Origin of the sequence: Pseudomonas sp. W22_MBD1_FP4 (assembly GCF_052113765.1) — a bacterium.
Taxonomy (GTDB): Bacteria; Pseudomonadota; Gammaproteobacteria; order Pseudomonadales; family Pseudomonadaceae; genus Aquipseudomonas; species Aquipseudomonas sivasensis.
Map to the genome: position 1 here is coordinate 96,349 of NZ_JBGQOI010000011.1, position 15,782 is coordinate 112,130.

15 protein-coding genes are annotated in these 15,782 nt (G+C 60.4%); 5 read left to right on the forward strand and 10 right to left on the reverse strand.

Going from position 1 to position 15,782, the window contains the following annotated elements:
• Positions 1-69: 69 nt before the first annotated feature.
• A complete protein-coding gene (locus tag ACEN2T_RS15870) occupies positions 70-1,107 on the forward strand; it encodes an Ldh family oxidoreductase (RefSeq protein WP_032887040.1) in 1,038 nt (345 codons plus the stop codon).
• A 150-nt stretch (positions 1,108-1,257) separates the two neighbouring features.
• Here ACEN2T_RS15870 and ACEN2T_RS15875 read toward each other — a convergent pair whose 3' ends face one another.
• Entirely contained in the window at positions 1,258-1,578 is a 321-nt protein-coding gene (locus ACEN2T_RS15875) for a DUF883 family protein (RefSeq protein WP_032887039.1), read from the reverse strand.
• 163 nt (positions 1,579-1,741) lie between these two features.
• Between ACEN2T_RS15875 and ACEN2T_RS15880 the strand changes: the two genes are divergently transcribed.
• Complete coding sequence (locus ACEN2T_RS15880) at positions 1,742-1,996, forward strand: hypothetical protein (RefSeq protein WP_003190904.1); 255 nt, start codon at positions 1,742-1,744, stop codon at positions 1,994-1,996.
• Here ACEN2T_RS15880 and ACEN2T_RS15885 read toward each other — a convergent pair.
• On the reverse strand, positions 1,968-2,888 hold the full coding sequence (locus ACEN2T_RS15885; protein WP_181643693.1) for a LysR family transcriptional regulator: 921 nt from the start codon (positions 2,886-2,888) through the stop codon (positions 1,968-1,970). The two genes, ACEN2T_RS15880 and ACEN2T_RS15885, sit on opposite strands and share 29 nt — an antisense overlap.
• 91 nt (positions 2,889-2,979) lie before the next feature.
• Between ACEN2T_RS15885 and ACEN2T_RS15890 the strand changes: the two genes are divergently transcribed.
• A complete protein-coding gene (locus ACEN2T_RS15890) occupies positions 2,980-3,906 on the forward strand; it encodes a carbon-nitrogen hydrolase family protein (protein WP_032887037.1) in 927 nt (308 codons plus the stop codon).
• A 120-nt stretch (positions 3,907-4,026) separates the two neighbouring features.
• Here the strand turns inward: ACEN2T_RS15890 and ACEN2T_RS15895 are convergent, their stop codons facing one another.
• From ACEN2T_RS15895 to ACEN2T_RS15905, 3 genes are read right to left on the reverse strand one after another with little or no spacing between them, the layout of a single operon-like run.
• Positions 4,027-4,572 (reverse strand): GNAT family N-acetyltransferase, encoded by a 546-nt coding sequence (locus tag ACEN2T_RS15895; protein WP_442116976.1) that lies wholly within the window; start codon positions 4,570-4,572, stop codon positions 4,027-4,029.
• 18 nt (positions 4,573-4,590) lie between these two features.
• A complete protein-coding gene (locus tag ACEN2T_RS15900) occupies positions 4,591-5,052 on the reverse strand; it encodes an LEA type 2 family protein (protein ID WP_032887033.1) in 462 nt (153 codons plus the stop codon).
• Between the two features lie 12 nt (positions 5,053-5,064).
• Positions 5,065-6,492 (reverse strand): nucleobase:cation symporter-2 family protein, encoded by a 1,428-nt coding sequence (locus ACEN2T_RS15905; protein WP_032887032.1) that lies wholly within the window; start codon positions 6,490-6,492, stop codon positions 5,065-5,067.
• Between the two features lie 232 nt (positions 6,493-6,724).
• On the opposite strand from ACEN2T_RS15905, the gene ACEN2T_RS15910 reads away from it, so the two are divergent.
• Positions 6,725-8,350, forward strand: a complete 1,626-nt coding sequence (locus ACEN2T_RS15910) for a methyl-accepting chemotaxis protein (RefSeq protein ID WP_032887031.1) — start codon at positions 6,725-6,727, stop codon at positions 8,348-8,350.
• 134 nt (positions 8,351-8,484) lie between these two features.
• Here the strand turns inward: ACEN2T_RS15910 and ACEN2T_RS15915 are convergent, their stop codons facing one another.
• From ACEN2T_RS15915 to ACEN2T_RS15935, 5 genes are read right to left on the reverse strand one after another with little or no spacing between them, the layout of a single operon-like run.
• Complete coding sequence (locus ACEN2T_RS15915; protein WP_032887030.1) at positions 8,485-9,462, reverse strand: 2-hydroxyacid dehydrogenase; 978 nt, start codon at positions 9,460-9,462, stop codon at positions 8,485-8,487.
• The gene (locus ACEN2T_RS15920; RefSeq protein WP_032887028.1) at positions 9,459-10,757 is read right to left on the reverse strand and encodes an MFS transporter; all 1,299 of its coding nucleotides are present in this window, start codon (positions 10,755-10,757) and stop codon (positions 9,459-9,461) included. Before ACEN2T_RS15920 ends, ACEN2T_RS15915 begins: the two co-directional genes overlap by 4 nt.
• Positions 10,758-10,802: 45 nt before the next feature.
• Complete coding sequence (locus tag ACEN2T_RS15925) at positions 10,803-11,744, reverse strand: sugar kinase (RefSeq protein WP_095185894.1); 942 nt, start codon at positions 11,742-11,744, stop codon at positions 10,803-10,805.
• Positions 11,737-12,519, reverse strand: a complete 783-nt coding sequence (locus ACEN2T_RS15930; protein WP_095185893.1) for a sugar phosphate isomerase/epimerase family protein — start codon at positions 12,517-12,519, stop codon at positions 11,737-11,739. Before ACEN2T_RS15930 ends, ACEN2T_RS15925 begins: the two co-directional genes overlap by 8 nt.
• 43 nt (positions 12,520-12,562) lie before the next feature.
• Positions 12,563-13,576, reverse strand: coding sequence for a LacI family DNA-binding transcriptional regulator (locus ACEN2T_RS15935; RefSeq protein WP_442116977.1), 1,014 nt, complete (start codon positions 13,574-13,576; stop codon positions 12,563-12,565).
• Positions 13,577-13,801: 225 nt separating this feature from the next.
• Between ACEN2T_RS15935 and ACEN2T_RS15940 the strand changes: the two genes are divergently transcribed.
• Positions 13,802-15,748, forward strand: a complete 1,947-nt coding sequence (locus ACEN2T_RS15940; RefSeq protein ID WP_442116978.1) for a hypothetical protein — start codon at positions 13,802-13,804, stop codon at positions 15,746-15,748.
• The last annotated feature ends 34 nt before the right edge of the window (positions 15,749-15,782 follow it).

Below are 15,782 nucleotides of genomic sequence, written 5' to 3' on the forward strand. Positions count from 1 at the left end.
AGGAGGCGTTGTTTAATCGACGGGTCTGGATTGTTGTTGTCTCTTCCAATTATAAAATCGGAGCTACAGATGTCTGCCCAGTCCCCGATCATCGACAGTGCTACAGCATTCATGGGTTTCAACGAGCTGAAGGCGTTGCTGCAGGCGATCTTCGTCAAGCACGGCACCTCGCCCGACGTCGCGGCGATCCTTGCGCACAACTGCGCCAGCGCCGAGCGCGATGGCGCTCACAGCCACGGCATCTTCCGCATCCCTGGTTACCTCAGCACCCTGGCCAGCGGCTGGGTCAACGGCCAGGCGGTGCCGGTGGTCACCGACGTGGCGTCCGGCTTCGTGCGGGTCGATGCCGGCAACGGGTTCGCTCAGCCGGCCCTGGCGGCAGCGCGTGGGTTGCTGGTGGACAAGGCCCGCAGCGCCGGCATTGCGTTGCTGGCGATTCACAACTCCCATCACTTTGCGGCGCTGTGGCCCGACGTCGAACCCTTCGCCGAAGAAGGCCTGGTGGCGCTGAGCGTAGTTAACAGCATGACCTGCGTGGTGCCCCATGGCGCCGACCGCCCGTTGTTCGGCACCAACCCCATCGCCTTCGCCGCCCCGCGTGCCGATGGCGCGCCCATTGTCTTCGACCTGGCCACCAGCGCCATTGCCCATGGCGACGTGCAAATAGCCGCGCGCAAGGGCGAGCGATTGCCGCCGGGCATGGGCGTCGACAGCCTCGGCCAACCCACCACTGACCCTAAAGCCGTGCTCGAAGGCGGCGCGTTGCTGCCGTTTGGCGGGCACAAGGGGTCGGCGTTGTCGATGATGGTCGAGCTGTTGGCGGCGGCGTTGACTGGAGGCAACTTCTCCTTTGAGTTTGATTGGGCTGATCACCCAGGCGCCCGCACGCCGTGGACTGGGCAGTTGCTGATCGTGATCGACCCAAGCAAAACCGCTGGGCAAAGCTTTGCCGAGCGCAGCCAGGAACTGGTGCGGCAGATGCATGCGGCAGGGTTGCGCAGGTTGCCGGGGGATCGACGTCATCGCACGCGGGCGAAGTCGTTGGAGCTGGGGATTGAGCTGGAGGCTGAGGATCTGGCGCGATTACAGGCGCTGGTGACTGACTGAGAAGGGTTTGGCGCAGCTTGCATGTAGGCGCTGGCTTGCCAGCGATAACTGTTTGTCGGGTGCTTAAGATCAAGATCACAAGCAGATCAAGAGCCAGAGCAACGGCGCAATAGCATCAGCGGTGTGGTTGCTATTGCGCCGCTTGCTTGATCAGTTACGACGACCCAGCAACAAACCCACTACCAGGCCGAAACCTGCGGAAATGGCCACGGTTTGCCAAGGGTGGCCACCGATGTAGGTTTCAGTAGCATCCACCACCGGCTTGCTACGCTCGCGCACGTTGGACACTGAGTCCAGGGCTTGCTTGAGTTTGATCGCGACCTGCTCGCGCAGGGTTTCGCCTTCTTCGCCCACCAGGGCGGCGCTGCTTTTGAGCAGTTTGTCCGACTCTTCGATCAGCGCGGTGAGTTCGCTGAAGGCTTGATCCTTGATCTGGTCTTCGACAGCTTGGGCAGCAGTTTTGCGGGCCATTGTGTGACTCCTTGCGAGTGAATGTGACAGTGAACAATGGAGTATCGCGCGATGGCAAAAGTTGCAGTTTTTTTGCTTGAGCGCAGTTCCAGCCAAAATCCGAATCAGGAAATTTCGACCTACAGTGTAAGATGTCGCCTATTTGTGCAGCAGGTAATTCAACATGAGCTTCAATCTCGCCAACAAGACCCTCGCCGAACGTGCCGAGCTGGAAGATGAAAAGTCCCGCCTCTATGACCTGTGGCAAACCAATCTGGGCAAGGCCAAGGGCGAAGCGGCGCGGTTGTTCGGTGAGCGTGCCAAGCGCAAGGGCAAGTGGGCCGAGTGGGTCCGCGCAGAGCTTGATGGCATGTCACCGCCAGAGTTTTCCAATATGGTGCGCAGCGAAGTCAATAAGCTGATGGCAGCGGCGAAGTAAAGCTGGCGGCAATCGCCTCACGTACTTTGAGCAACATAGGGTCCAACTGGGCCTGTGTCCGCCAGCCGAGTTCCACGGGGTAGCGCGGCAGCGCCAGCGGGCAGGGCAGTACGCGCAGGCCTGTCATCTCGGCGATCGCCTGTGCCGCATGCCCCGGAATGGTCGCAACCGCTTGGCTGCCCTTGAGCAAAAACGGCAGTGCGGCAAAGTGGCTGGTCGACGCACACACTTGCCGGCTCAGCCCCAGCGCTGCGAGCCCCTCATCGGTAATTCCGATAAAACCGCCTGACGACACCAGCACATGCTCGCGGCTGACGAACTCTTCCAGGCCGATGCTGTTCTGGTCCGGCGCAAGACTGCCGGGGTCTACCAGGCAAAGGTAGTCTCCTTCCGCCAATACCTGTCGACTCAAACGGTTCTGCGCAAACCCGCCGGCGGTAATTGCCAGATCGAGCGTGCGGTCGAGCAGGGCGCCTGCCACGATCTGGCTGTGGGTCTGGCGAAAGATCACGCGCAGTTTCGGCAAACGTTGAGCGATCTCCTGCATCAAGCGGCGACCGTAGGCGATCTCGAAATCATCGGACAACCCCACTACCACGGAACGCCCTTGGTAATGCGGGTTATCCGGGTTGACCATCGCCAGGCTCTGCCGGCAACGGTCCAGCGCCTCGCTGATCACCGGCTTTAACTGATTGGCCCGCAACGTCGGCGCCAAGCCTCGGCCGGTGCGCACGAACAGCGGGTCGCCGTATACCTCGCGCAAGCGTCGCAAGCCCGCACTGATGGCCGATTGCGTGACGCCCAGGCGCAATGCCGCGCGGCTGGCGCTGGATTCGTCGTGCAGCGCTTCGAAGGTCTTCAGCAGGTTCAGATCGACCTGGGCGATATTCATTTGGCTCATATCATTCAGTGCTGAGGTGGGCTTTATTCATGATCACGGCTGGCCGGAGAATGGGCAACCCCCCTAATTCGGAGTGATCGTAATGCCTGTTTCTACTGTGGCAGCTTTGCAACTCGGTTCGTTGCCGGACGGCAAGGCGGCAACCCTTGAACAAATCCTGGGCTACGAGGACGAGATCAAACGCAGCGGCGCGCAATTGGTGGTCATGCCCGAGGCGCTGCTGGGCGGCTATCCCAAAGGCGAAGGCTTCGGCACACAACTGGGCTACCGCCTGCCCGAGGGGCGCGAGGCGTTTGCCCGTTACTTTGCCAACGCTATTGATGTGCCAGGCGCTGAAACCGAGGCGCTGGCCGGCTTGTCGGCGCGCACCGGCGCCAGCTTGGTTCTGGGTGTGATCGAGCGCAGTGGCAGCACGCTGTATTGCACCGTGCTGTATTTCGAACCCTCGGGTGGTCTGGTGGCCAAGCATCGCAAGCTGATGCCCACCGGCACCGAACGGCTGATCTGGGGCAAGGGCGATGGCTCCACCTTGCCAGTGATCGACTCCGCAGTAGGGCGTCTCGGTGGCGCGGTGTGCTGGGAAAACATGATGCCGCTGTTACGCACGGCGATGTACGCCAAGGGCGTCGAAGTCTGGTGCGCGCCAACAGTGGATGAGCGCGAAATGTGGCAGGTGAGCATGCGCCATGTGGCCCATGAAGGGCGCTGTTTTGTGGTGAGCGCGTGCCAGGTGCAAGCTTCGCCCGAGGCATTGGGGCTGGAGATTGCCAACTGGCCAGCAGGCCGTCCGTTGATTGCTGGCGGCAGTGTGATTGTCGGCCCTATGGGTGACATCCTCGCGGGGCCGTTGCTGGGTGGGGCTGGGCTGTTGACGGCGCAGATCAACACCGATGACTTGGTGAAGGCGCGGTACGACTATGACGTGGTGGGGCACTACGCTCGCCCGGATGTGTTTGAGTTGACGGTGGATGAGCGGGCCAAGCCGGGCGTGCGCTTTGTTACAGACTGAACCGGGTCTAAATGTGGGAACGGGCGTGCTCGTGAAGACGCTGTGTCAATGGGTGCAGGTGTGACTGACCCACTGCCATCGGGGGCAGCTCCCTCCCACAGTTGATTTTCAGCGTTTGGGTCATTGGGATTCCAACCACTCCTCGCGGGTCATCTCCCAGATATCCCGTGGGAAGGTGCCTTCGACAAACTGCCCCTCATCGGTCCTGATCAAGCGCATCCCCGTACGCTCGGAAATTCGCCGCGACCCCAGGTTGGGCGCGGCCTTGGGGACACGCATCACGGGGCGTTGCAGCACGCCGAACCAATAGTCGGTCACCGCCGCGCTGGCTTCGGTCATCAATCCCTGGCCTTGCCATGCGGGCGCCAGCCAGAAGCCACGGTTGTTATCCACGTCATCCATCAGGCTGACATTGCCGATCAGTTGTTCAGGCGCGGTTTTGAGGCGGATTGACCAATGCCATTCCTCGCCCCGTGCCATGGCCGGCAAGGCCACGTTTTGCAGATAGGCGAGGGCGCCGTCGGCCGGGTAGGGCCAGGGCACGAGGGCGTTGAGGTAACGCACCACGTCCCAGTGGGGAAAGTGCTGTTGGACGGCATCCGCATCGTCCAGCGTCAGCGGGCGCAGAATCAGGCGTTCGGTGTAAAGGGTAGGCAACGCATCCATGTTGCAGAAACTCCAGGTTTACCAAGTGGCAGTATTGGGTAGGTCCAGGGTGCCGCGATCCACAAACCGCATCGTGCCAAACAGCCCACCCGCGAGTTTGCCGCGCAGCACATACGGCAGATTGTTCAAGCTTTGGGTCTGGCTCAGGCCCAGGGTCTGGCGCAACACCGAGAACGCAGAAACGCTGACGGGGACCCTCAGAACGGCCTCGGAAAAGCGTGGGATGCTTCCGGCCTGATCACTGACACCCGACGCCAACGGCCGGCCATTGACCTCCAGGTCCAGGGCCACGCCGTTGTAGTCGATCGCCGTTTCATTGGGGTTTTGCACCCGCAGTTTCACGACGAAGCGCACTTCCAGTTCCTGGCTTTGCAGTGGCTCGATGCCCACCACATTGATGTTGACCGGGTCGCGGTTGGGGAACAGCGCGCAGGCGCTCAAGGTCAGCAGCAACAGTGATAGAACCATGAGCTTGCGCATACAAAAGTGCTCCTATTTCGTGACGTCCGGGTCCTGCATCACTTTGAGGGTGGAGGACTCCGGATCAAATTCATCTTCTTGCAGTTCTATGAACTCTTCCGGCAGGAAAATGTTCAGCAGGATCGCACAGAACGCGCCCACGGTAATCGGCGACTCGAAGATGTTGTGCAGGGCTTTGGGCAGGTCACGCAGTACTTCCGGCACGGCGGCGACGCCCAGGCCCATGCCCAGGGAGATCGCCACGATCAGCACATTGCGCCGGTGCAGCCCGGCTTCGGCGAGGATCTTGATGCCAGCCACGGCCACCGTGCCGAACATGATCAGGGTTGCGCCGCCCAGCACCGGCTTGGGCATCAGTTGCAGCACCGCGCCGATCATCGGGAACAGCCCCAGCAGTACCAGTAAACCCGCGATGAAGTACGCCACGTAGCGGCTGGCCACGCCTGTCAGCTGGATCACGCCGTTGTTCTGCGCAAAGGTCACCATCGGCAGGCTGTTGAACGTGGCCGCCATCGCCGAGTTGAGGCCGTCGGCCAGCAAGCCGGACTTGATGCGCTTGATATACAGCGGACCCTTGACCGGCTGCTGGGAAATCATTGAGTTGGCTGTCAGATCACCCGCCGCTTCCAGCGGCGAAATCAGGAAGATCACTGCCACTGGGATAAACGCCACCCAGTCGAACGAGAAGCCGTACTTGAACGGCACCGGCACGCTGATCAGGGGCACGTGGGGCAAGGCGGCCAGGTCGACGCGGCCCAGCCACCAGGCGACCACAAAGCCCAATGTCAGGCCGATTACGATCGAGCCCAGGCGCAGGAACGGGTTGTTGAAGCGGTTGAGCACCACGATGGTCACGAGCACCAGCGCCGCCAGGCCCATATTGCTCGCGGCACCCAGGTCACTGGCGCCGAAGCCGCCGGCCATGTCGGTGACCGCCACCTTGATCAGCGATAAGCCCATTAAGGTAATGATGGTGCCGGTGACCACCGGGGTGATCAGCTTGCGCAGTTTGCCGATGAATTGGCTCAGGACCACTTCGATAAACGCCGCGAAAAAACAGATGCCAAAGATGGTCGAAAGGATTTCATCGGTGCCGCCGCCCCGGGCCTTGACCATGAAACCCGCGCTGAGGATCACGCTGATAAACGAAAAACTGGTGCCTTGCAGGCACAGCAGCCCCGAACCGATCGGGCCGAACTTGCGTGCCTGCACAAAAGTGCCGAGCCCCGACACAAACAGCGCCATGCTCACCAGGTACGGCACTTCGCTTTCCAGGCCGAGCACACCGCCGACGATCAGGGTTGGGGTGATGATGCCGACGAAACTCGCCAGCACATGCTGCAGCGCGGCAAAGATCGCTGCGGTGAAGTGTGGGCGGTCTTCCAGGCCGTAGATCAGGTCGGATTTATAGCGCGGGCGGGGGGCTTGAGCGTCAGACAAGTTGAGGGCTCGGGTCAGAAAATGGAGGCGCAGGATGCCAGAAACCGCTAGTCGTCAGAAGTGTAAAAAAATATTTATGAACCCCCTGCATAAAATGCTGCAGCCGGCCGATACCGTTTATAGGCCCACCCCTCAATAACAACAGTGGGCCAAGGTCTGAGCGGTGCGTTGACACCGGCGGATCGTTTCGCGGCAGGGACGCGCGCAAACACTACTCCTGAGAGTCTCGCCTATGTCCCTCCGTCACCTGAATATCGCCCCTCGTGCTTCTCTGGGTTTCGCGTTCATCGCGTTGTTAGTGGTTGTTCTAGGTGTGTTTGCGGTCAACCGCATGACACTGATTCGCGAGGCGTCAGTGGCCATGAGTGCCAACCTGCTGCCCAGCGTGACGTACCTGGGCACGATCACGGAAAACGTGTTGCGCCTGCGCATCCTGTCCTTTCGCGTACTGGTCAACCGTGAACCGGCCGCTTTGCAGGAAGCAGAAACCCGCATCGGTGTGTTGGCCGACAAGGTCAAGACCGCCCAGGCCGGTTACGCCACGCTGCCCGCCGGGCCGGAAGAGGCGGCTTTGTACAAGACATTTGGTACGACCCTGGACAACTACCTCAAGGCCCAGGCCGACATGCTGACCCTGTCCAGGCAAGGCAAGGTCGATGAAATGCGTGCGCTGATCAACACCCGTATCAAGGACGGCACCGATCAGATGGGCGAACAGCTGAACAAGTTGATTGCCATCAACGCCGCTGACGCCAAGACCGCAGACGCTGAAGCTGGGCGAGGGTACGACAGTGCCATCACCGGCGTGATTATGGTCTCGGTCGCCGCCGCGTTGCTCACCGTATTACTGGCCTGGTTGCTGACCCGCAGCATCGTCACGCCGTTGCGCAAAGCCGTGACCGTGGCCGAAACCATCGCCGCCGGCAACCTCAGCAGCACCATCGCAGACGACGGCAACGACGAACCGGCTCGCTTGATCGGCGCCCTGGCCGCGATGCAAGCGAACCTGCGCCAGACCATCCAGCACATCGCCGGTTCGGCCACCCAGCTGGCGTCTGCCGCCGAGGAGCTCAGCGCGGTCACCGAAGAAGCCTCCAAAGGCTTGCAGCAACAGAACAATGAAATCGATCAGGCGGCCACCGCGGTTAACGAGATGACCGCCGCAGTCGAAGAGGTGGCGCGTAATGCGGTGTCCACCTCTGAGGCGTCCAGCCAGTCGAACCAGGCTGCACGGGAAGGGCGCGACCGGGTGGTGGAAACCGTCGGCGCGATCCAGACCATGACCCAGGACGTGCAGAACACCGCCGCGATGATCGAAGGCCTGGCCACTCAGGGCCGCGATATCGGCAAGGTGCTTGATGTGATCCGCGCGATCGCTGAGCAGACCAACCTGCTGGCGCTCAACGCTGCCATTGAAGCGGCCCGCGCCGGTGAAGCCGGGCGTGGCTTTGCGGTGGTGGCGGACGAAGTGCGGGCCCTGGCTCACCGCACCGCCCAGTCGACACAGGAAATCGAAAAAATGGTCGCCGGCATCCAGAACGGCACCGGTGAAGCGGTGCAATCGATGCAGCAGAGCAATCAACGTACCCAAAGCACCCTGGAAATGGCCCGCGCCGCCGGGGTGGCGCTGGAGCAGATTACCCAGTCGATCAGCCTGATCAACGAGCGCAACCTGGTGATCGCCAGCGCCTCGGAGGAACAGGCTCAGGTGTCCCGCGAGGTGGACCGCAACCTGGTGAATATCCGCGACCTGGCCACCCAGTCGGCGGCGGGAGCCAACCAGACCAGCGCTGCCAGCCATGAACTGTCACGCCTGGCGGTGGATTTGAACGGGATGGTGGCCAAGTTCGTGATCTGACCCACTGTGCAAAGCAATCAAATGTGGAAGGGGGCTTGCCCCCGATGGCGGTGTGTCAGTCAAGATATCTATAACTGATCCACCGCTATCGGGGGCAAGCCCCCTCCCACATGTGTTCTCTGCAGTGTTAGAAACTAGTGTTTCCAGGCATCTGGGTTCACCAGGTTTTTTGGCCGTTCGCCCGCCAATGCCGCCAGCAGATTATCCACCGCACAGGTGGCCATCGCCTCCCGCGTCTCATGGGTCGCCGAGCCGATATGCGGGGTTGCCACCACGTTGTTCAAACGCAGCAACGGCGAGCCATGATCCAGCGGTTCCTTTTCGAACACATCCAGCCCCGCTGCCCGAATTGTGCGCTGCTGCAATGCCTCGACCAGCGCCGCTTCGTCGACCACCTTGCCCCGCGAGATATTGATGAAGATCGTCTCGGGCCCCATCCGCGCAAACTCTTGCGCGCCGATCAGTTTTTCGGTTTCAGCTGTAAGCGGCAACGTCAGGCAGACAAAATCGGCTTGCTCCAGCAAGTCGTTCAAGCTGCGGTATTGCGCGCCAAAGCGTTGTTCCACCGCCGGCTTGGGCGAATGGCTGTGGTAGATCACCGGCATGCCAAAGCCAAAATGCCCGCGCTGGGCCAGGGCTTCGCCGATGCGGCCCATGCCGATGATGCCCAGGGTCTTGCCGTGCACATCGCTGCCAAAGTGCGAGGGGCCGATGTTTTTGTTCCATTGGCCGGCGCGCACCATATCAGCCAGTTCCACCACGCGCCGGGCGGTGGCGAGGATCAGCGCGAAGCCGGTGTCGGCGGTGGTTTCGGTCAGCACGTCCGGCGTGTTGCTGAGCAGGATGCCGCGTTGGGTCAGGTAGTCGATGTCGTAGTTGTCGACCCCGACCGACACGCTGGCTACCGCCTCCAGGTGAGGCGCCAGATCCAGCAATTTGGCATCCAGGCGCAGGCTCGCGCCCAGCAGGCCATGGGCGGTCGGCAGGGCGTCGCGCAGCTTGGCCAGGCCGGTGTCGTCCAGGGCTTCGATCAGCGTGACCTCGGCCTGTTCATGCAGGCGGGCCATCAGCGGCGCGGAGAGTTTCTTGTACAACACCACAGACTTTTTCATTGGGCTTTTACCTTCAATTCGAGGGTTTGCAGGGGCACGCGCTCACGGTCGCTGGCGCCTGGCTTGAGGAAAATCGTCAGCACCACCGCCAGCATCAACGCACCGCTCATCAGCAGGTACGAAGCGCCGGGTGAACCCGTGCTGCTATTGAGGTAGCCCACCAGGTACGAACCGCCGAACGAGCCGAGCGCGCCCATGCTGTTGATCAGCGCCATGGCGCCGCCGGCGACGTTGGCGGGCAGGATTTCCGGGACGATCGCGAAAAATGGTCCATAAGGCGCATACATGCAGGCCCCGGCAATCACCAGCAGGGTGTAGGACCACCAGAAGTGTTCGGCGCCGAGTACGTAGGAGGCATAGAACGCGATGGAGGCAATCAATAGCGGCGGCCATACAAAGCGTTTACGTTTTTGCAGTTTGTCCGACCCCCAGCTCACCACCAGCATGCCGATCACTGCCGCCAGGTACGGCAGTGCCGACAGCCAGCCTGCTTCGACCATGTCCATCTGCAAACCGGCCTTGAGGATCGACGGCAGCCACAGCACAAAGCCGTACACGCCGATGCTCCAGCAGAAGAACTGCAGCGCCAGGATGATCACCTTGGGGGAGCGGAACGCTTCGGCGTAATTTTTAACCGCTTTAATGCCCACCTGTTCGGCGGCGAGGGCGGTTTCCAGGCTGTGCTTTTCGCTGTCGCTCAGCCACTTGGCATCCTTGGGACGCTCATCGGCCAGCTTCCACCAGATAAACGCCCACAGCACCGCGGGCAGGCCTTCGATGATAAACATCCAACGCCAGCTGAAATGCTGCACCAGGTAACCCGACACCACCGACATCCACAGCATGGTCACCGGGTTGCCGAGGATCAGGAAGGTGTTGGCCCGCGATCGTTCGGCGCGGGTGAACCAGTGGCACAGGTACACCAGCATCGCCGGCATCACTGCGGCTTCGACCACGCCGAGCATGAAACGAATAACGATCAGCATGTAGGCGTTGGACACCACGCCGGTCAGGGTGGCCAGGCCGCCCCAGAGGATCAGGCTGACGAAAATCAGTTTTTTAACACTGCGCTTCTGCGCGTAGATCGCCCCCGGCACCTGGAAGAAAAAGTAGCCGAGGAAAAACAGTGCGCCCAGCAACGACGACATGCCGGGAGTAATCATCAAGTCTTCGGCCATCCCGGAGGCGGCGGCGAAGCCGTAGTTGGCGCGGTCCAGATAGGCCAGGCTGTAGGTGATAAAAACGATGGGCATGATGTACCACCAACGACGGGTGGCGAATTTCACGGTTTCCATAAGGTTGCTCCTGAGCTTGTTGTAGTTGTGGCAACAGGGTGTGGGTCACGCAACGGATCGGGTGGGTAATTCGGCGCGGGTGGGCAGGCCTTCCATATCGCCACGGCTTTGCACGGCGCGGCTGCCGATCCAGTTACCGCGCTGTACCGCCTCGGGGAAACTCAGGTTTTCCAGCAGGGCACTGATCATGCCCACGGCAAACCCATCGCCGGCGCCGACGGTGTCCACGACCTTGTCCACCTGTACGGCGGCGACGAAGCCTTGGTCCAGGTGGGTGCGGTAGTAGGCGCCGTCCGGGCCGAGCTTGATGGCCACGGCTTCGGCGCCCTGGTCCAGGTAGAACGCGGCGATGTCGGCCGGGTCGTCGAAACCGGTAAGCAGGCGGCCTTCGCTCAAGCCCGGCAACACCCAATCGGCCAGGCCGGCGAGGGCGTTGATCTGGCGGATCATCTGGGCTTGGCTGGCCCACAGCGACGGCCGCAGGTTCGGGTCGAATGACACGCTGCGCCCGGCCTTGCGCATCTGGGTCATCAACTCGACGGACAGTTCACCGGTGGCCTCGGACAACGCCGGCGGAATCCCGGTGGCGTGCAAATGACGGGCTTGCAGCAGCGCCGGGCTGATGGCGGCGATGGACAAATGGCTGGCAGCCGAGCCTTTGCGGAAATACTCCACCTGGGGATCGGCGCCGGCTTCTTCGCGGGACTTGAACTGAAAGCCGGTGGGGTGCAGCGGGTCGACGGCCACATTCCGGCAATCCAGGCCTTCCTTTTGCAGGGTGTCGACCACGTAGCGGCCGAGGGAGTCGTTGCCTACCCGGCTCAGCCAGGCCACGTTGAAGCCCAGGCGCGACAGGCCAATGGCGACATTGCTGTCGGCTCCGGCGATGCGTTTGTGAAACTGGCTGACCTGCGCTAAATCACCGGTCTGCTCGGCGACGAACATCGCCATGGTTTCACCGAACGACAGGATATCGATCTCAGACATGGGCATTCTCCTGGCGGGGTTGGCCGAGCAGGGCAAGGGTGGCGACCTGTTGGGCGGTGACATCAATCAGGTCATCGCCTTGCAGCGGAAATTCCACCGCCCGCGTAATGCCTTGAGTCATGTGCTTGAGCAGTTGTTCCCACAGGTGCAGGTCGGTGGCGCCAGGCGGCAGCGCTACCAACTTGCCGTCCGGGCGGCGGGCCACGGCCTTGCAGTGCAGGTAGTCCACATGTCGGCCCAACAGGCGGGCAGCGGTGAGGGCGGATTGGTCCTGCCATTGCCAGTTGCCGATGTCGAAGGTCATTTTCACCGGTAGGCCCAGGCGCTCGACCTCGGTGAAGAACCGCTGCATGGGCTCGATGCGCCCGCCGTGCAGAGTCTGGTCGTTTTCCACCAACAGATGGACCGGGTGGCGGTTGAGCAGGGCGTGCAGGCTTTCCAGATCGTTAGTGTCGGTGAAGTAACCGAGTGAGACTTTCAACCAGCGCGCGCCAAAAGCCTGGGCGCGGTCCAGAGTCGCGTTCAGTTCGGCGTTGGGTTGGGCGCGACCGGCGACCCACAGTTCCAGGGGCGATGAGAACACGGCTTCCAGCCCTTTTTCGGCAGCGGCCTGGGCGAGTTCGGCCGCGTTTTCGCCGGTCAGCAACTCTTCTCGCCACTCGATGCGTTGGGCACCGGCGGCGGCCAATAGCTGGACAAAACTCAACTGGCCTTGCTGGCGGACCAAGTCGGCGCCGTAGCTCGAAAGGCTGATGGAGACGGGGTATTTATGCATTGTTGTTTACCTCTGAAACCGGTTTCATTTTTGTGCAAAAAAATTATCGACGGTGGGTAGAACCGCGAACGATCAGTTGTGGCAGGAAGTCCAGGGTGCGCGTGGGTGCATCGTCACCGCGCAAGCGCTTGAGCAGGCAGTCGAACGCGCTGGCGCCAATTGCCTCGGTAGGCTGGGCGAGGGCGGTGATGCCGTTGCCCACCAACGGATACCAATCCAGGTCATCCAGGGCGATCAGGCCCACGTCTTCAAACAAGTTGCAGCCCAGCGTCTTGAGCGCATGAGTAGAGGCCAGCGCGGCGACGCCGTTGGCACAGAACACCGCCTTGGGGCCGGGCTTGGCGAGAAAATTCTTTAGGCCGGTTTCGAGGTTGCCATCCAACTCCAGCACCGCGCCGGTCAGCGCCGGGCGCCGGGCAATTTCGGCCTTGAAACTGCCCAAGCGTTCTACCCTTGAACTGGTGCCATCGGCGGCTTCGCTCACCAGCAACACCTCGCGATAACCCTGTTGTTCCAGATGCTCCACCGCCATGCGCACTGCTGCCGGGTTATCCAGCCCCACCAGGTCGCTGTGCAGCGGCTCGACCTTGCGGTCCACCAGCACCAGAGGCATTTCCCGTTGCAGTTCCAGCAGTTGGTCGAGGTGATGGCCGAGGGTATTCACGATCAGCCCTTCGATGTTGTACGAGCGCAGTGCAGCCAGGTGTTGGCGTTCCTGCTCGTCGTCGCGGTCGGTGTTGCACACCACCAGGCTGTAGCCGTGCTGGCGGCAGGCGGTTTCGACGCCGTGCATCACGGCAATGGAATAGGGGTTGCGGATATCGGCTACCAGCATGCCGATCAGACGGGTGCGGCCACGTTTCAGGCCACGGGCCATCTGGTTGGGGCGGTAGCCGAGCTGTTCGATGGCTTGCTCGATGCGCAAGGCAATGGCATCGGAGAGCAGGGCACGGTCGTCGCCGATAAAGCGCGACACGCTGGCCTTGGATACACCGGCGTGTTGGGCGACGTCGAGCATGGTGACGCGAGAGCGCTGGGCATCGGAAAAGGAAGTCACCGTAGAGCCTTTTTTATTAGTTTGGAGGTTGCCTTGAAACCGGTTTCAGGAAACACCAACACAACCCTTGCGTCAAGGGGGCGCTCGTCGGGAGGCTCCTGTGGAATCCGACGAAAGGGGTCGCCTACCTGTTACTTATGACAGTATCCAGAGGTTCGAAATGGGCGCTTAATTTGATCCAGCCATGGTTTTCTACCTGTCTGTCTGAGCATCAAGGAGCGCACGATGACGCTTTCGAAGACCACCCAAAAATCCTTCTGCGACCGTTCAGAAGGGCAGGTATCGTCACTTGAGGCCGCTGTAGTAGTGGATGCCATTGAGGGTGATCCAGTCGGATTGATTCCCACTGAGTTTTTGTACCACCCGATAAAAATTCAGTTGAAGAACATCTGGAGGTTCCCTGCCCAAGAGGGTGAGACGGACTATGTCCACTTCTTCATCCAACCTCACACGCCTGAGCCAGCCTATCCGCTGACACCGATTCCATTAGAAGGGCCACTCAGCCAGGAAGACGATTTCCCTGTGGAGCTGACCATAGGCGGAAACTGGCTGAAGATCAGCGGCTCCTATGACCTTACCTATTATGTTGACGGACCCGGCGGCATAGAACACTGCCCATATACCACGACCTTCACACTGGACTGGATACCGCCCGGTGGGACGGGGCCTTTGCAGCCTGCGACCTTCATAAACAACGAGATCATCGAGCACGGCGTCACTGAAGAGTATTTGAGCAAGTATGAGAACACGGGTCTGCGTATTCCCAGGTATATAGATGCCCAACCCTATGACGATATATTGATATTTCTATTATTGAACGAAGAGTCAAACCCCTTCGAGGCCAACTATACGTACACGCTCACGACTGTTCAGGATCCGTTGCTAGTCACCATGCCTTCTATTTTGTTTCGACAATTACCGAATGGCCCGCGGTTTATTCGTTATGGCCTGCGTGACCGGGCAGGTAACCAGCAAACCAATTATTCGGGGCCTACGCCCGTCTACATCAATTTGAAACCGTCTCCAAGTGGGCTTAAACCACCCCAGGTCCTTGCCTACGAATTTGACGGCCTGATTGATCGCGCGGATGCACGTGCGGGCGTCAATGTGAGGTTTGAAGCCTATTTCGATTGGGATCCGGCAGACGAGGTAGTGGTCAGTTGGGACAGTATTGTTCTGGCAAGAGAGGGGGTCGAGGGTTTTCCGAAAGTGGTGCCGGTGCCGTGGTCTACGTTGATCCAGAAGGGTTACCTGCAGACCCATCTACCGGTCCAATACTTCATTTATCGTGCAGGCGTTCCGACGGCCATTCCATCGCCCGTGCGGCATGTCGATGCCGACTTCCGGGTCTTTGGCGTGGATCATGATCAGGCACCTGATGAGTTGAATCGACACTTGGAGCGGGTCGAGATTCGCGGTGCGGTTTCCGATACGGCCAACCACTTGGATTTCAGTGATTCGGATCAACCTGTCACGGCGACCGTCGCGCTGCCCGACGGTCCGAGTGTCGGTAAGTGGTTGGACTTGTATTGGGGAGATAAAGAAGAGCCAGTGGCCTCCTATCATGTACAGCCCGGGGACGTAGCAGGGGCCTTGGTGACATTTACCCCTATTGCCTGGTCGGTGGTTGCTGAAACACCCAATAACCCGGCGTTCCCAGTGAGTTATCGAACCCGTAATGGTGTGAATGATCAACTGGCGCCCAGTCAACTGGTGAATATAAATATAGCCCCGCCAGTTAGATTTCCTCGGCCGGAATTTCCACATGCAAACAGTAACGCCTGGTTGAACTGTGACACCGACCCACCCATCTGGGACGGGGTTCGTGTTCACGTGCTCAAACATGCCGATATCAAGATAGGGGACGAAGTGCGGTTGAAATGGCAGGGTACGCTTGGCTTCGGCGGCAACCAGCCTATCCCGGAAACCACTGAGGTGTTTGTGGATTATTGGTCGGCCGCTCATGACGCTCAGGGTTATTACGAATGTGTCGTGCCTTATGTTCCTTATGTAAAACCCATGAAAGACGAGGCAGGCGCTTATGCTGAGTTCACGGTATGGCGTAATAAAAATCGCATAGGCAGCTCATCGATTCGTTATATAAAAATTGATCGGCGTAAATCACATAGTTTGCCACTGTTTTGTGGACCTGGTGGTGATGGTCCGGACTAAAAAGCGAAGTTTCCATTCGTGGCTGTGAAGGGTA

Bases quoted from the DNA above. Each gene is read 5' to 3' on its own strand.
- ACEN2T_RS15880 (WP_003190904.1), top strand. From the start codon at position 1,742: ATGAGCTTCAATCTCGCCAACAAGACCCTCGCCGAACGTGCCGAGCTG.
- ACEN2T_RS15910 (WP_032887031.1), top strand. From the start codon at position 6,725: ATGTCCCTCCGTCACCTGAATATCGCCCCTCGTGCTTCTCTGGGTTTC.
- ACEN2T_RS15920 (WP_032887028.1), bottom strand. From the start codon at position 10,757: ATGGAAACCGTGAAATTCGCCACCCGTCGTTGGTGGTACATCATGCCC.
- ACEN2T_RS15885 (WP_181643693.1), bottom strand. From the start codon at position 2,888: ATGAATATCGCCCAGGTCGATCTGAACCTGCTGAAGACCTTCGAAGCG.
- ACEN2T_RS15940 (WP_442116978.1), top strand. From the start codon at position 13,802: ATGACGCTTTCGAAGACCACCCAAAAATCCTTCTGCGACCGTTCAGAA.
- ACEN2T_RS15930 (WP_095185893.1), bottom strand. From the start codon at position 12,519: ATGCATAAATACCCCGTCTCCATCAGCCTTTCGAGCTACGGCGCCGAC.
- ACEN2T_RS15870 (WP_032887040.1), top strand. From the start codon at position 70: ATGTCTGCCCAGTCCCCGATCATCGACAGTGCTACAGCATTCATGGGT.
- ACEN2T_RS15925 (WP_095185894.1), bottom strand. From the start codon at position 11,744: ATGTCTGAGATCGATATCCTGTCGTTCGGTGAAACCATGGCGATGTTC.
- ACEN2T_RS15875 (WP_032887039.1), bottom strand. From the start codon at position 1,578: ATGGCCCGCAAAACTGCTGCCCAAGCTGTCGAAGACCAGATCAAGGAT.
- ACEN2T_RS15895 (WP_442116976.1), bottom strand. From the start codon at position 4,572: ATGGATGCGTTGCCTACCCTTTACACCGAACGCCTGATTCTGCGCCCG.
- ACEN2T_RS15890 (WP_032887037.1), top strand. From the start codon at position 2,980: ATGCCTGTTTCTACTGTGGCAGCTTTGCAACTCGGTTCGTTGCCGGAC.
- ACEN2T_RS15900 (WP_032887033.1), bottom strand. From the start codon at position 5,052: ATGCGCAAGCTCATGGTTCTATCACTGTTGCTGCTGACCTTGAGCGCC.
- ACEN2T_RS15915 (WP_032887030.1), bottom strand. From the start codon at position 9,462: ATGAAAAAGTCTGTGGTGTTGTACAAGAAACTCTCCGCGCCGCTGATG.